At 39.3% G+C, this 15,689-nt stretch carries 12 protein-coding genes and 1 pseudogene; 10 read left to right on the top strand and 3 right to left on the bottom strand.

The annotated features are described in order from the left end of the window. Window positions 1-102: 102 nt before the first annotated feature. Both LQE94_RS11810 and LQE94_RS11805 read right to left on the bottom strand, forming a co-directional pair. Entirely contained in the window at window positions 103-1,464 is a 1,362-nt protein-coding gene (locus LQE94_RS11810; RefSeq protein ID WP_118738017.1) for an MATE family efflux transporter, read from the bottom strand. A gap of 148 nt (window positions 1,465-1,612) precedes the next feature. Continuing rightward, on the bottom strand, window positions 1,613-2,650 hold the full coding sequence (locus tag LQE94_RS11805) for a YeiH family protein (protein WP_118738018.1): 1,038 nt from the start codon (window positions 2,648-2,650) through the stop codon (window positions 1,613-1,615). A 183-nt stretch (window positions 2,651-2,833) separates the two neighbouring features. Between LQE94_RS11805 and LQE94_RS11800 the strand changes: the two genes are divergently transcribed. From LQE94_RS11800 to LQE94_RS11785, 4 genes are all read left to right on the top strand, one after another. Next, window positions 2,834-3,715, top strand: a complete 882-nt coding sequence (locus tag LQE94_RS11800; protein ID WP_240577783.1) for a LysR family transcriptional regulator — start codon at window positions 2,834-2,836, stop codon at window positions 3,713-3,715. Between the two features lie 204 nt (window positions 3,716-3,919). Then, window positions 3,920-5,038 (top strand): 5-methyltetrahydropteroyltriglutamate--homocysteine S-methyltransferase, encoded by a 1,119-nt coding sequence (locus tag LQE94_RS11795; protein ID WP_118738021.1) that lies wholly within the window; start codon window positions 3,920-3,922, stop codon window positions 5,036-5,038. 125 nt (window positions 5,039-5,163) lie between these two features. Further along, window positions 5,164-5,784, top strand: a complete 621-nt coding sequence (locus tag LQE94_RS11790) for a phosphatase PAP2 family protein (RefSeq protein ID WP_118738022.1) — start codon at window positions 5,164-5,166, stop codon at window positions 5,782-5,784. Window positions 5,785-5,812: 28 nt separating this feature from the next. Then, complete coding sequence (locus LQE94_RS11785; RefSeq protein WP_118738023.1) at window positions 5,813-6,406, top strand: DUF308 domain-containing protein; 594 nt, start codon at window positions 5,813-5,815, stop codon at window positions 6,404-6,406. 58 nt (window positions 6,407-6,464) lie between these two features. Here the strand turns inward: LQE94_RS11785 and LQE94_RS16470 are convergent. Further along, window positions 6,465-6,826, bottom strand: a pseudogene (locus tag LQE94_RS16470) (MATE family efflux transporter); the annotation flags it as partial. Between the two features lie 171 nt (window positions 6,827-6,997). Between LQE94_RS16470 and LQE94_RS11775 the strand changes: the two are divergent. The 6 genes from LQE94_RS11775 (at window position 6,998) to LQE94_RS11750 (ending at window position 15,662) form a co-directional block, all read left to right on the top strand. After that, window positions 6,998-8,365, top strand: coding sequence for an MATE family efflux transporter (locus tag LQE94_RS11775; protein WP_240577782.1), 1,368 nt, complete (start codon window positions 6,998-7,000; stop codon window positions 8,363-8,365). Window positions 8,366-8,378: 13 nt separating this feature from the next. Continuing rightward, a complete protein-coding gene (locus tag LQE94_RS11770) occupies window positions 8,379-8,966 on the top strand; it encodes a cytidylate kinase-like family protein (protein WP_118738025.1) in 588 nt (195 codons plus the stop codon). A gap of 189 nt (window positions 8,967-9,155) precedes the next feature. Further along, window positions 9,156-10,880, top strand: a complete 1,725-nt coding sequence (locus LQE94_RS11765; protein WP_118737755.1) for an ABC transporter ATP-binding protein — start codon at window positions 9,156-9,158, stop codon at window positions 10,878-10,880. Window positions 10,881-11,075: 195 nt separating this feature from the next. Then, window positions 11,076-12,914, top strand: coding sequence for a family 43 glycosylhydrolase (locus tag LQE94_RS11760; protein ID WP_118737754.1), 1,839 nt, complete (start codon window positions 11,076-11,078; stop codon window positions 12,912-12,914). A gap of 19 nt (window positions 12,915-12,933) precedes the next feature. Beyond that, window positions 12,934-15,468: an alpha-L-rhamnosidase gene (locus tag LQE94_RS11755; protein WP_240577781.1), complete on the top strand. Its 2,535-nt coding sequence runs from the start codon at window positions 12,934-12,936 to the stop codon at window positions 15,466-15,468. Then, window positions 15,465-15,662: a hypothetical protein gene (locus LQE94_RS11750; protein ID WP_147365705.1), complete on the top strand. Its 198-nt coding sequence runs from the start codon at window positions 15,465-15,467 to the stop codon at window positions 15,660-15,662. The genes LQE94_RS11755 and LQE94_RS11750 overlap by 4 nt, the downstream gene beginning before the upstream one ends. Window positions 15,663-15,689 lie beyond the last annotated feature (27 nt).

The raw sequence follows: 15,689 nt of genomic DNA, 5'->3' as shown, positions 1-15,689 counted from the left end.
AGTGCCAGTTGGGGACGGAGTTTAGTGGCTTTTTTGCTCGCAAAAAAGCCACTAAACTCCGTCCCCAAATGGTCCACCAAACCCCGTCCCCAATCAAATGGTTTATTCTTTATCTAGTATTTTATTGAACCGGCTTAAGAAAGTTATTGTTGTGATTATCGCAGCCAGTATATCACTGATTGGTTCAGCCAAAAAGACGGCAAATACTTTATTCTGGATAAAAAGTGGCAGGATAAAGATTAAAGGAATCAATAAAATCAGTTTTCTTAAACAGGCAAGCAACAGACTGACCTTTGCCTGCCCAAGAGCCATAAAACTTTGCTGGCAGCAGACTTGAAAACCGAGGGAAAAGATTCCGGCCATATAAATTTTTAGAGCCCATGCAGTATAAGTGATCAATTCTGTATTATTGGAAAAAATTCCGGCAAAGAGTCTGGGAAATGAAATTACAATAATACAGAACAGGGTTGTAAATATTGTACATACTTTAAATTGTGTAAAAAATGCTTTCTTGACGCGGTCTTTATTTCCTGCACCAAAGTTGTAACTCATAATTGGCTGACCACCCTGACAAATTCCTTGAAGCGGTAAGGTGGCAAGCTGACTGATGCTTGTAATAATCGTCATGGCACCAACAGCAATATCTCCGCCATATCTTGAAAGGCTGGAAGTGAAGCTGATCGAAAGAATACTTTCTGTGGACAACATGACAAATGTGGAAATACCAAGTGCAAGACAAGGTAAAATAATCTCTTTTTCTAATTTGAAATTTTCTTTCTTCAAATGTAAAATTGTCTTTTTCCCAGACAAGAAGCGGAGAATCCATATTGCTCCGACTGCCTGGCTTAAAACAGTGGCAATTGCAGCTCCTTTTACTCCAAGATTAAATACGAAAATAAAAATCGGGTCGAGAATGATATTGATTACGGCACCGATTATTGTTGTGAGCATGCTGATTTTGGCAAATCCCTGTGTTGTGATAAAGGGATTCATTCCAAGAACAATTAAGACAAAAATGCTTCCAAGAATATAAATTCTCGCATATGCTACAGCATAAGGGAGTGTTTTTGCACTCGCTCCAAATAAAGTCAGCAGTTTTGGTGCTAAAATAAAGAAAATTACGGTAAGGGTTATGGCCATAAGAACCAAAAGTGCAAAACAGTTTCCTAGAATTTGTTCAGCTGTTTTGTTATCCTTCTTTCCCATTGAAATTGCAGCACGTGGGGCACCACCGGAACCGGCAAGCATGGCAAATGCATTGATCAACATAAGGATTGGGGTAAATAATCCGACTCCGGTTAAAGCTGCGGCACCAACGCCTGAAATGTGTCCAATGTAGATGCGGTCTACAATGTTATATAAAAGGTTAATAATTTGTGCAACAACAGCCGGAATTGCAAGCTGTGCCAAAAGACGTGGTATTTTTTCAGTTTCCATCGCTTGAGTGTTAGACTTACTATTCATATCTATTTTCTCCTAAATAATTATAAAATCAAAGAGCATTATATCCATTTATCAACAGAAATTCAAGTATTGGGGAGGGGGTTAGTGAACCATTGGGGGTTGGGGTGCCAGTTGGGGACGGGGGTTGGTGGACCAACCAAATCAACTCTTACCAGATATTCATGATATGTTGCATTATCAGGCTGACTACAGTAATGCCAACCCAGCAGGATGCTCCAAGTAAAATTGGTTTGCCACCGGATTTTACCAGCTTAACAACATTGCTGTTTAAGCCAATTGCAGCCATCGCCATAATGATGAAGAACTTAGACAATTCTTTCAGTGGAGCGAATACATCTGCGCTCACGCCGAGACTCATGCATATAGTTGTGATAATTGCTGCAATGATAAAATACAGGATAAACATTGGAAATGCACGTTTCAGGCTGAAATTTCCGGTTGATTTTCCATCTTTTGCGGCTGACTTTGCACGAATCATGGACAGAACCAGTGTAATTGGAATGATTGCAAGAGTACGAGTCAGTTTCACAGTGACAGCAGTATTCAGTGTTTCACTTCCAAGATTCCACATACTGTCCCAGGTAGAGGCGGCAGCAGTGACAGAAGATGTATCATTAATCGCAGTTCCGGCAAATATACCGAAAGCATTTCCGCTTGTAGTATCAAAACCGAGAGCATTTCCAAGGATTGGAAATAGTACAGCAGCGATGACATTAAAGAAGAAGATAACGGAAATTGCCTGTGCCACTTCTGTATCATCAGCGTCAATGACGGGTGCAGTGGCGGCAATTGCAGAACCTCCGCAAATGGAAGAACCAACTCCGACTAAAATAGAGGTATTAGAAGGAACGTTTAACACTTTGCGAAGCAGCCATGCGATAAGCAAAGAGGTACTAATTGTGCTGATGATAATCGGAAGGGACTGACGTCCAGTCTGCAAAATAACTCCGAGGTTCATACCAAAACCAAGGAGGACAACAGCGGTCTGTAAAATGATTTTGGAAGTCCATTTGATTCCGGCTTCTGCATTTTTTTTATTTGTCCAGAAACAAGTGATTACCATTCCGGCAAGAATCGCAATGACAGGTCCCCCAATGACAGGAAATATTTTTCCGATAAGCCAGGAAGGAATGGCAATAAAGAAACAAACCAGAATACCGATAAAATTTTTCTTGATAAAATTCATGATAAATTCCTTTCTTTGAAATAGTTTTGTGTTTTGTAATTGAAATCGTTACGGTTTACATTATGTGTGACCAGTAACTTGAAATCTACTAAACAATTACAAAGTATAACACTGGAAAACAATAATAAAAAATTATATAATGTTATTGAAAAATAAAAATATATTATTGAAAAGGGAAACGACATGTTAGATTTTAGAATAGAGACATTTTTGATGGTTTCTGAAACCATGAATTTCACAGAGGCAGCCAAGAGGCTTCATATTACACAACCCGCAGTATCACAGCATATTCATTTCCTGGAGAAAGAATATGATACCAAATTATTTTCCTATCATAACAAGCGGCTTAAAATGACAGAAGCAGGAGCAATATTAAAAAAGCGTCTCATGACGATGAAAAATGATCAGCTTGCACTGAAAAATGAAATCAAAGGACAAGAAAACAAGAAAGAAGTCCTTTCTATTGGAGTTACAATGACAATTGGAGAATATGCGATTGTAGAGCGGCTGGCAGATTTTTTGTTAAAATATCCTGAGATGAATTTGCATATCCATTATGGAAATACAGCACAGCTGTTAACGTTGCTTGATAAAGGGAATATTAATATGGCATTAGTGGAAGGAAATTATCCGAAAGAGAACTATGAACATAGAAAATATAGTACCGAAGATTATATAGCAGTTTGTGCAGTCGAGCATAAATTCGAACAAGCAAATCCAAAAACAATGAAAGAGCTTTTGTACGAACGGCTGCTTGTCAGGGAAGCCGGTTCCGGAACGAGAAATATTCTGGAAGAATTATTGCTTGCAAGAGGAATGAAGATAGAAGACTTTCAGCATTATGTAGAAGTAGAAAATATGCATACGATTATAGGATTCTTAAAGAAAGACTGCGGAATTTCATTTATGTATAAAGTTGCAGTTGAAGACGAATTGAAAAAGGGGACGCTAAGAGAAATTCAACTCTCAGATTTTAAAATGCAGCATGATTTTGATTTTATCTGGGAGAAAGGAAGCATTTATGCAGAAAAATATCGTGCAGTGTGTGAAGAACTGCAAAGTTAGGGATCATTTTGGGACGGGGACCATTTGGGGACGGAGTTTAGTGGCTTTTTGGGGCATGCCCCAAAAAGCCACTAAACTCCGTCCCCAAATGGTTCTCACCATAGCTTCAAACTATGACAAACTGCAATTTTTAAGTATTTTTCAAGTTATGGTGAAGATGTTAGAATATCTTCAGATTCAAAACAAAAAACGGAGGACATGATTATGAGTAAAATAACAACACCATATAGATACGATTTTGTAGGAAGCTTTTTAAGACCGCAGAGATTGAAGGAGGCAAAGATTTCATTTCAAAATAATGAAATTACACAGGAAGCATACGATGAAATTGTGAATGAAGAGATTACAAAAGTTGTAGCAAAACAGAAAGAACTTGGATTTCATGTAATCACCGATGGAGAATTCAGAAGAACTTTCTGGCATCTTGATTTTATGTGGGGACTGGAAGGCGTTGCACATGAAAACACGGGAAATGGGGTAAAGTTTGATGCAGAGTTAGCAGTGCTTGACGACACCTATCTCGTAGGAAAAATCAAGGCAAAAGCACATCCATTTGTAGAATATTTCAAATTTTTAAAACAGTTTGAAGATGAAAATACAGTTGCAAAATATACCATCCCGGCACCGGCACAGACATTCCAGCAGATGGTTGTTCCAATGAATCTGGAAAATACAAGAAAATATTATGCAACAAATAAGGAGTTGATTAAGGATATCGGAAAAGCATATCAGGAGGTCATTAAACAATTTTATGATGCCGGGTGCCGAAATCTTCAATTGGATGATTGTACATGGGGTGCAGTAGTCGGTGATGCAGCAGCACTTCGTTATAAATCATTAGGAGAAAATCTTGAGGATGTAAAACAACAGTTACTTGAAGTAAATAATTTGGCATTGGAAGGAAAACCAGAAGACATGGTGATTACTTCACACATTTGCAGAGGCAATTATCATTCCACATTTTTTACAAGCGGACCATATGATACAGTAGCTGATTATGTATTTGCAAAAGAAAATGTAGATGCATTGTTTCTTGAATATGACGACGAAAGATCAGGAGGATTTGCACCACTTGCAAAAGTATCAGAAGATAAGACAGTAGTATTAGGGCTTATTACAACAAAATCCCCGGTACTTGAAGATAAAAAAACGGTGATTAAGAGAATAAATGAAGCTGCCAGATATATTCCATTAGACAGATTGTGTTTAAGTCCACAGTGTGGATTTGCTTCCTGTGAGATTGGAAATAAACTGACAGAAGAAGAACAATGGGCAAAACTCAGGCTTGTAAAAGAAATAGCAGAAGAAGTCTGGGGAGAATAGACCAAATGGTCCTATTCTTGTAAAAAATAAAAAAACGCCGTATAATAGTGTTACAAATTGTAACACTATTATACGGCGTTTTTTTTATTAGCAAGAGAATATTTATTAGAATTGGAGTCAAAACAATGAAACTGATATTGGTGCAAGTCATTCTGCTTTCTTTCCAGACCCTATTGTATTTCGGCTGCGAGCTTTTTCAGAACAGGATCCATGACGTAAAACGTCCGGTGGATGATAAGATTCCTTTTCTTCCATGGACGGTGTTGCTTTACTGTTTTTGGTTTCCGCTGATTGCTTTTTATCCGCTGATCGTTTTCAGGACAGATTCATATTCTTGTTGTACTTATCTGATGACTATGATATTGGAAGTTGTACTCAGTGTGTTGTGTTATCTGCTCTATCCGACTTCTTTTCAGAGACCGGTGCCTCCGGATGGTTTCTGGGGCAATTTTATGAAATTTATTTATCGTGGCAGTTATAGAGGATTGAATTGTGCACCAAGTCTGCATTGTTCCAGTTGTTTTCTTGTAATATGTGTTTCTTGCACATGTGAGGGAATGAATCCGTGGGTTCGGATATTTACAACTTTAATTGCTGTCATAATTGTGCTGTCAACACTTACAACAAAACAGCACACACTAATTGATGTGCTGACAGCAGTTCCACTTTTTGGGATTAGCAGGATTCTGGGAATTTGGTTGACAGTACGATATTATGTACCGATTTTGACGTTTATTGGGAATTAAGTAAAAAATTTTAAAGGAAGGTGTAACTATGAAAATGATAAAAAAGATTAAGATGGATATGTGGATTAACGTGTTTATGCTGCTTTTGATTGGCATAGTGTTTATTGTTCGTCCACAGGACTCGCTGGAAGTGGCAGCTATGATCGCAGGGGCAGTGATACTTGCAAATGGTATTTTTGACCTCATTTATTATTTCCGGGTGTGGGTAGATTTTTATTCAAGGGGTTCTCTGTTTGAAGGAATCATGAAGTGTGTTTTGGGAATTTTTATAATTACCCATGCAGGAATTACGACAGTCTTATTTTCATATGTGTTTAGCATTTATATTATAATTAACGGCATTATCTGTATAGAAACAGCAATTTATATGCAAAGGGCATTTGAAGTGAATTGCATAAAAGATGTGATTTTGTCATGCTTTGTAGTGGTGGGTGGAATTATTATGATGTTCTTTTCACCAAATACAGTAAAGCTGGCTGCGATTATGACAGGAATTATTTTTATTATAAATGCGGTAATTGATGGAGTAATTTTATATCGTATTCATAGAATAAGCAGAAAATGTGCCGAAAAGCTTCAGGATGTCGTAGATGAATTGAGTGGAAATATTATTGATGAATGATCATATGGGGACGGAGTTTGGTAGACCATTTGGGGACGTGGATTATCGGGTTTCGGAAACGGTTAAACAGCAAGTCAGTGATAGCACCAGTTATTTGGCCGATAACGGTTGCAATTGCTGCACCACGGACTCCCATTGCAGGACAGCCAAGCAGACCGAAAATCATAATCGGATTAAGAATAATATTCAAAACAGCACCAAAGTACCGACGCCTACGGCAATCATTAAAAACTGAATGGAATATACTAGTGATGCAGCAGTTAATGCCGTTTCAGACAGTCTGGCGACGAAGATACTGTCAACAATGTTGTAGAGTGACTGTACAAGTAAAGACAGCATCAGGGGAACAGCCATTGTATACAGCAAAGAAGAGAGAATGCAAGAAAAAATTTGTTTGACTTTTTGAAAAAGAGGAAATATAATTACAAGAAACGAGTAGCAAGTAAGCGTAAATCCAGTTTACCGGCTACTCGTTTTCATTTTGCAAAAATGAATATCGCCATGAAAAAGTGTGTAGCGTGTCAGCGTAAGTCCAGCTTATATGACAAGGTGCGCACTTTTTTTTGTGCCAAAAAGAAAGGAGTTAAAAAAATGGCGGAAAGCAACAAGATGAAGGAGATGCCGGTAAATAAGCTGATGGTCCAGATGGGAATCCCGATGATTTTATCTATGGCATTGCAGGCAGTCTATAACATTGTAGACAGTGCATTTGTGGGAAATATGAGAGTAGGCAGTGAAGCAGCACTAAATGCGCTGACACTGGTATTTCCGGTGCAGATGCTTATGGTGGCAGTGGGGATTGGAACCGGAGTAGGAACCAATGCACTTCTTGCAAGGACACTTGGACAGGGAAATAGTAAAAAAGCTGCAAAGGTAGCAGGAAACAGTCTGTTTCTGGGAGTGCTCATTTATGTGGTCTGCTTATTGTTTGGTATCTTTGGGGTGAAAGCATATATTTCATCACAGACAGTAGATACAGAAGTATTGGAGATGGGAGTCAGCTATCTGAGGATATGCTGCGTAATCTCTTTTGGTATTATTTTCTTTTCTTTATTTGAAAAGTTATTACAGGCAACAGGCCGCTCTCTTTATTCCACAATTGGCCAGGTGGTTGGAGCACTTGTAAATATCATCCTTGATCCGATCATGATCTATGGTATTGGACCTTGCCCGGAAATGGGAGTGAAAGGTGCAGCTTATGCAACTGTAATTGGTCAGGTAGCATCCGCAGTATTATTGCTTATCTTTCATATCAAATTCAATAAGGAATTCGAGCATGGGTTAAAATACATGAAGCCGGATGGCGGAATTATCAAGGAAATCTATACAATCGGACTTCCGGCAATTATTGCACAGGCATTGATGTCCATTATGGTTTATGTGATGAATCTGATCCTGAAGTTCAATCCATCAGCACAGACAGCCTATGGATTATTTTATAAAGTTCAGCAGTTTGTACTGTTCCTTGCATTTGGACTTAGAGATGCAATCACCCCGATTATTGCATTTGCTTATGGAATGAGAAGTAAAAAGAGAATTCAGGATGGAATCAAATATGGTCTGATCTATACAATTGTGTTAATGATTCTGGGAATTGCAATCACAGAGATTTTCCCCGGAGCATTTGCAACGCTGTTTAATGCGGGACAGTCAAGAGAATATTTTATCGGAGCAATGAGAATAATCTCAGTCAGCTTTTTGTTTGCAGGCATCAATATTGCTTATCAGGGTATTTATCAGGCACTGGATGGTGGGATAGAGTCCCTTGTTATTTCGCTTTTGAGACAGCTCATTATTATACTGCCGCTGGCCGGAATTTTTTCAATATTTGTCAGAAGTGGACAGATGGGAGTTTCGCTGATCTGGTGGGCATTTCCGATTACTGAAATAATTTCATGCCTTGCAGGCTATGTATTTTTAAAGAGAATCAGAAAAAATAAAGTAGATGTTTTGAATTAAGGGGGAATCAGAGATGGAAAAAAGAATCATTACAATCAGCAGAGAATTTGGAAGTGGCGGACGTTTTATCGGAGAAGAAGTAGCGAAGAAACTTGGAATTGCTTATTATGATAAAAATATCATTAATGAGATTGCAGAGAAGTCTGGTTTATCTCCGGAATATGTCCAGGAAAGTGCAGAATTATCTCCGAAGAAAGGCTTGTTTGCATATGCATTTTCCGGACGTGATATTACAGGAAAATCAGTAGAAGACATCGTGTATGAGGCACAGAGAAAGGTTATTTTAGAACTGGCTGATAAGGAAGCTTGTGTAATTATCGGGAGAAATGCAGATTATATTCTGAAGGATAGGGATGATGTACTGAATGTATTTATCCATGGGAATATGTCGGAAAAAACACAGCGAATTATGGGTTTATATAATGTAGAAGAGAAGGAAGCTGTCAAAATGATGGCGGATACAGATAAAAGGCGTATGACGAATTATAATTTTTACACGGATCAGAAATGGGGAAAAGCAAGCAATTATACGCTGTGTCTGAATAGCTCACAGCTTGGATATGACAGATGTGAGAAGATAATTATGGAGTGTATTAAATAAGGGAACGGTTTGGAATGGGTGGACCATTTGAGGACGAGGGTTAGTAGACCATTTGGGGACGGAGTTTAGTGGCTTTTTTGCTAGCAAAAAAGCCACTAAACTCCGTCCCCAAATGGTCCACTATGTTCCCAATCGCCTCTGTTTTATGCTATAATATACCAGATTCATTTGAAAGAAAAGGAGATTGGTATGCATACATTAAAAAAATTTATTCAATATTATGGACCGTACAAAGGTGTATTTTTTCTGGACTTGATCTGTGCTGCTGTAATCAGTCTGGTGGATCTGGCATTTCCGCAGATTTTGCGGATACTAACGAAGACTTTATTTACGGAGAGTTCTGCCGCAATCCTGCAAGCTTTATTGCCGATGGCAGTGATTTTGCTTGTAATGTATTTGATTCAGACAGGATGTAAATATTATGTCAGCTACCAGGGGCATATGATGGGTGCACGTATGGAGAGTGACATGCGTCAGCAGTTGTTTGATCATTATGAGAAATTATCATTTTCTTATTACAATAAGAATAATTCTGGACAGATGATGAGTAAACTGGTGTCAGATCTTTTTGATATTTCAGAGTTTGCACATCATGGACCGGAAAATTTATTTATTTCATTAATAAAGATCATCGGCTCTTTTGTATTTTTGTTCCTGATCAACTGGAAACTGGCAATTCCTCTTTTGATACTGGTAGTATTTATGGTGATTTTTTCTTATGGACAGAACCGCAAGATGCAGGCAACATTTATGGACAACAGACGTAAGATTGGGGATTTGAACTCAAGCCTGCAGGATACATTAGCGGGAATCCGTGTAGTGCAGTCTTTTGCAAATGAAGATATTGAGCGGGAGAAGTTTAAAAAGAGTAATCAGGGATTTTTGATTTCAAAAGATGCCAATTATCGTTGTATGGGCAGTTTTATGAGTGGAAACCTGTTCTTCCAGGGACTGATGTATCTGATGACGCTTGTATTTGGCGGATGGCTGATCGCACATGGACAGATGGAAGCTGCTGATCTTGCGATGTATGCTTTATATATCGGAATCTTTATCAGTCCGATCCAGATTCTGGTGGAGTTAACAGAGATGATGCAGAAAGGATTGTCTGGATTTAGAAGATTCTTAGATGTAGTTGAGACAGAACCAGAGATTGTAGATGCTAAGGATGCAAAGCCGCTGGAGAATGTAAAAGGACATGTACGTTATGAAGACGTTTCTTTTCATTATAGTGATGACGATACACTGGTACTTGCGGATGTGTCTATTGATATTCCGGCAGGAAAATCAATTGCGCTTGTTGGACCATCGGGAAGTGGAAAGACAACAATCTGTTCACTGCTTCCGAGGTTCTATGATGTGACCGGCGGACGTATTACAATTGATGGAAAAGATGTAAGAGAACTGACTTTAAAGAGTCTGCGTAGTCAGATAGGTCTGGTACAGCAGGATGTGTACTTATTCTGCGGAAGTATCCGTGATAACATTGCATATGGAAAGCCGGGTGCGTCGATGGAAGAAATCATAGCTGCAGCAAAGAGAGCGAATATCCATGATTTTATTATGGAGTTACCGGATGGCTATGAAACTTTTGTAGGAGAACGTGGAACAAGATTATCAGGAGGGCAGAAACAGAGAATTTCGATTGCAAGAGTATTTTTAAAGAACCCTTCCATTTTAATTTTAGATGAGGCTACCAGTGCGTTGGATAACGAGAGTGAGAGATTTATCCAAAAGAGTCTGGATGAGCTGGCAAAAGATAGAACCACGATTACGATCGCACATAGATTATCAACTGTCCGTAATGCAGATGAGATATTGGTAGTGGCTGATACAGGAATCGCAGAGCGTGGAACACACGAAGAACTGCTGGCAAAAGGCGGAATTTACGCACATTATTATGAAATGTCGTAAAATTGTGCTGAAAGAGGAAAAAGAGTGACGTAGAAAAAAATGTTCAAAAATGATTATTACTGATACAACAAAATATTTAACAAAAAAATAAACATCTTAGCGAAAAACGGAACGCAGTAAGAAATAAGATAAAGTAGAATTACAATTACAGTAAGATTACTTATCGGAAATTTTATTCTTCAGGAGGAAACATATATGAAATATTATTGTAATCCAATTAACGTTCCGTATCGCTATCAATTCAATATGGATCCACGCTCCCACGGGAAATTACAAATTGACAGGGAAGCGGCGGATCCTTCTATGATTTTATTTCAGGGAAAATATTATATCTTCGCGTCAATGAATCTTAGCGTATGGGTATCAGAGGATATGGTGAACTGGGAGTCTTACAGATTACCGGATAATCTGCCTCTTTATGATTATGCACCGGATGCAAGGGTATGTGGAGATTATGTCTATTTCTGTGCATCCAAAAAAGGAGAAAACTGTAATTATTACAGAACAAAAGATATTATAAACGGACCATATGAGGAAATTCCAGGAACGTTTGATTTCTGGGATCCGAATTTATTCTTTGATGAAGACGGAAGAGTATATTTTTATTGGGGATGTTCTAATATTACATCGGTCTGGGGTGTCGAGCTGGATCCGGTTACGATGGTTCCAAAGACAGAACGGATTGACCTTTTATCTGGTAATGCCTATGAAAGAGGTTATGAACGGATGGGCGTGGATCATTGTGAATTTCCGAAAAGCGAGGAAGAAGTGGAGATGATGTTCCAAGAATTTGTGAAGCAGAACGGAATTACCGTAGATCAGATACCAAAACAGATGATTCCACAGATTCGGGGAATGTTTACAAGAAGAGCATTTATTGAAGGAGCGTGGATGGATAAGCAGAATGGAAAATATTACCTTCAGTATGCATGTCCGGGGGCTGAGTATAATGTCTATGCAGATGGTGTCTATATGTCAGATTCACCGCTTGGCCCATTTGAACTTGCAAAGAATAATCCGTTTTCCTATCATCCGGGTGGATTTATGCCGGGAGCAGGACATGGTTCAACTATGTGGGATAAAGAAGGAAATCTCTGGCACACTTCAACGATGAGAATCAGTGTAAACCACCAGTTTGAGCGGCGTGTAGGTATCTGGCCGGCCGGCTTTGATGCAGATGGGGAATTGTTCTGCAATCAGAATTATGGAGACTGGCCAAGAGCTGTAGCAGAGGGATACAATGATCCGTGGAAAGAGCCGGACTGGTATCTCCTTAGTTATGCGAAACCTGTGAAATGTTCTTCCAACGAAGAGGGAAAGGGCGCAGAGAAAACAGTAGATGAGGATTCTCAGACCTGGTGGAGGGCAAAGACAGCAGAAAGCGGACAGTGGCTTGAGGTGGATCTGGAGCAGGTAATGGACGTAAGAGCCGTTCAGATTAATTTTGCAGATGATGATCTTCCGATTGCTTCACCGGGAAAAATACAGGGCTCTGTTACACAGCCGAGATATATTGAAGAGCGAGAGTTGTGTACAAGATGGAAGTTTGAAGGCTCAACAGATGGAATTGAATATTTTACAATTGAGGATAAATCAGAGGCAGTGACAGATCTTCCACATGATTTTATTGTTAGGGAAAATGGAATCCAGGTACGTTTCCTGCGTCTTACAATCCTTGAGATTCCATATGATGTGGCACCATGCATTTCCGGGGTACGTGTATTTGGTCTGGGGAATGGAGAAAAAGCAGAGGTACCGGAGTTCACAGCGAAAAGAAGTGAAGACCGGCTGGATCTTCTTCTTACGATTGAAGGAAAGAAGGATGCCATTGGTTATAATATTCTCTGGGGACATGAAGAGAATAAACTGTATCACAGTTATCAGATTTACCGTGATACAGAAGATGTACAGGCAAAAAAGAATCATGTGATAAAGAAAAGAATCGGGGCACTTGTGAAAGCACAGGAGTATTTTGTGCGAGTAGATTCTTACAATGAAAATGGAATTACAAAAGGACAGGTCGTCAGACTGTAAAGGAGCATTAGAAGTATAGATGAAAGCAGTAAATTTAAGAACAGAACATTTAGTAGATCCAATCGGAATTGATATCCGGACGCCATATCTTTCCTGGAACTGTGAAGAGGGAAAAAAGCAGACAGCTTATGAGATTGAGGCAGTATCTGATGGAAAAGTGGTTTGGAACAGTGGGAAAAAAGAGTCAGATGAGATGCATACTACATTCGGGAAAGAAGCAGAAAGCAGACAGAACATTTCCTGGAAAGTACGTCTTTGGGACGAAAACGGAAAAGAAGGAGAATGGAGTAAGGAAGGAGTCTTTGAGCTGGGAATTCTTGAAAAAAATCAGTTTGTGGCAAAATGGATCAATCCGGAACTGGTCTGTGATCCGAAAGTGCACAAGCCGGCAAGCTATCTGAAAACTTCATTTTTCCTTGAAAAAGCAGGTAGAGCAAGACTTTACATTACTTGTCATGGGTTATATGAAGCTTCAATCAATGGAAAAAGAGTAGGAAATTTTGTGCTGGCACCGGGTACCTATACTTATGATAAAAGGTTGGCATATCAGACTTACGATGTATCTGGACTGGTACACGAAGGAGAAAACGAAGTGCAGGTGATTCTGGGAGATGGCTGGTACCGTAGTTGTTCAGGTGTTGATGGAGACAGAAATCTGTATGGAGAAGATATTGCACTTTATTTCCAGCTCGAAGTTGACGGAAAGCCAGTATGTATCTCGGATGAGAGCTGGAAGGCTTCTCAGTCTGGACCAATCCGGGAAAATGATATGCAGCAGGGAGAAGTAATCGATGCCACGATGGAAGAGCCAGATGATTATCATGAAGTGAAAGTGGAAGACTTTGGCGTGGAAAATTTTGTATGTTCAAACTGCGTACCAATCGTAGAGTGTGAGCATTTTGAAGGAAAGATTATAAAAACACCAAATGGTGAAATCGTGATTGATTATGGACAGAATCTTGCGGGTTATATTGAATTTACAGTAAATGCCCATGCAGGTGATAAAATTGTCCTGACACACGGAGAAACTTTAGATGAAAATGGAAATTTCACGACAGAAAATTTTCAGGATAGAAAACGTCATAAAGAAGGTGGAACAAAACAGCAGGTTGTTTATACTTGTAAAGAAGGAGAAAATCATTACAAATCCAAATTTACAATATGGGGATTCCGTTATGCACTGGTTGAAACAGAGATTAATTTGTCCGATGCCAAATTCACTTCCATTGCGGTATATTCAAAGATGGAACAGCTTGGAACATTTACCTGTTCCAATGAAGATGTCAATCAGTTAGTTAAGAACAGTATCTGGAGTCAGAAGTCTAATTTCTGTGATGCACCGACAGACTGTCCAACAAGAGAGCGCGCAGCCTGGACAGGAGACATGGGTGTATTTGCGGATACAGGAATTTATCTTGAAGACTGTTATCCGGTAATCCGTAAATGGCTGGATGAATGTAGAATTAACCAGTATGAGGATGGAAAGGTAGCGAATATTGCACCGAAGAATAATAATCCAAGTTTCTTTTCAAAATTGTTGGCTGGTTCTGTCGGATGGGGAGATGCATGTATTATTGTTCCGTATGTCCTTTATAAGAGATATCAGGATAAGAGAATTCTTGAAGAAAACTATGAGATGATGCAAAAGTGGTATCACTTTCTTGAAGAACGTGCAAAGCAGAAGCCGAAGAATCCAATGAAGCTGTTAAAGAGAAATCCATACCGCAGATACACGATCGAGACAGGAATTGATTATGGTGAGTGGTGCGAGCCGGATGTGGAAAGTACGAATGCAATGCGTACTCCACAGGGAAAAGTGGCAACTGCGTATTTCGCAAAATCTGGAGAAATGCTTTCAGAGATTGCATCTATTCTTGGAAAAGAGGAAGATGCTTCCGCATATAGAAAAACAGCGCAAATGGCAAAGAAAGCATTCCGGCATATTGCTCTGAAGGATGGAAAAATCAGTTCTGACAGACAAGCAGAATATGTACGTGCAATCTCTTTTAACCTTCTGACAGAAGAAGAGAAAAAGCAGGCAGCAGAGGAACTGAATGCACTGGTAGTAAAAAATGATTATCATTTGAATACCGGATTCTTATCAACACCATCCCTTTGTCCGGTATTGGCGCAGTATGGATATATAGAAACAGCGTACAGACTGCTTTTGCAGGACACGAAGCCTGGCTGGTTATATGCAGTGAAAAAGGGGGCTACGACAATCTGGGAAACCTGGGACGGAATCAATGAAAAAGGAGAAGTGAAGGAATCATTGAACCATTATTCTTACGGTGCTGTGACTGGCTGGCTTTTCTCCGGAGTTTGTGGGATTTCTCTAAATGAAGGAAAAATCAGTATAACACCACAGCCGAATCCACAACTGGGATATGCAAAAGCAAGTTATCAATCACCAGTGGGAAGAATTGTCAGTGGATGGAAATATGAGAATGATAAACCAATATATGAAATTGAGATTCCGTCCAATACAGAGGCAGAAGTTACACTGCCGGATGGAAGAAAAAGGATCTTGACAGCAGGAAGCTATAAACTGTGATGAACAGAAATTCCAGTTCTGCAGGCTGCATCAAGGCAGGAAATGACCTGATTATGCCAGGTTCACAGAATGATGTAGATGATATTGTGAAATCTGTCAATGCAAAAGAAGGCAAAGTGGAATATCCGCTGACGTTGAATGAACTTCAGCGGTGTACACGCAGGATTTTAGATACCATCGTGTCGGCTTTCTGACAAAAAAACATTTGAAAGAAAGAGCAA

The sequence above is a fragment of the Mediterraneibacter sp. NSJ-151 genome (assembly GCF_022487435.1).
GTDB classification, from domain to species: Bacteria; Bacillota; Clostridia; order Lachnospirales; family Lachnospiraceae; genus Schaedlerella; species Schaedlerella hominis.
The sequence above is the reverse complement of the archived record's forward strand: the minus strand, read 5'-3'. Positions and strand labels throughout refer to the sequence as shown.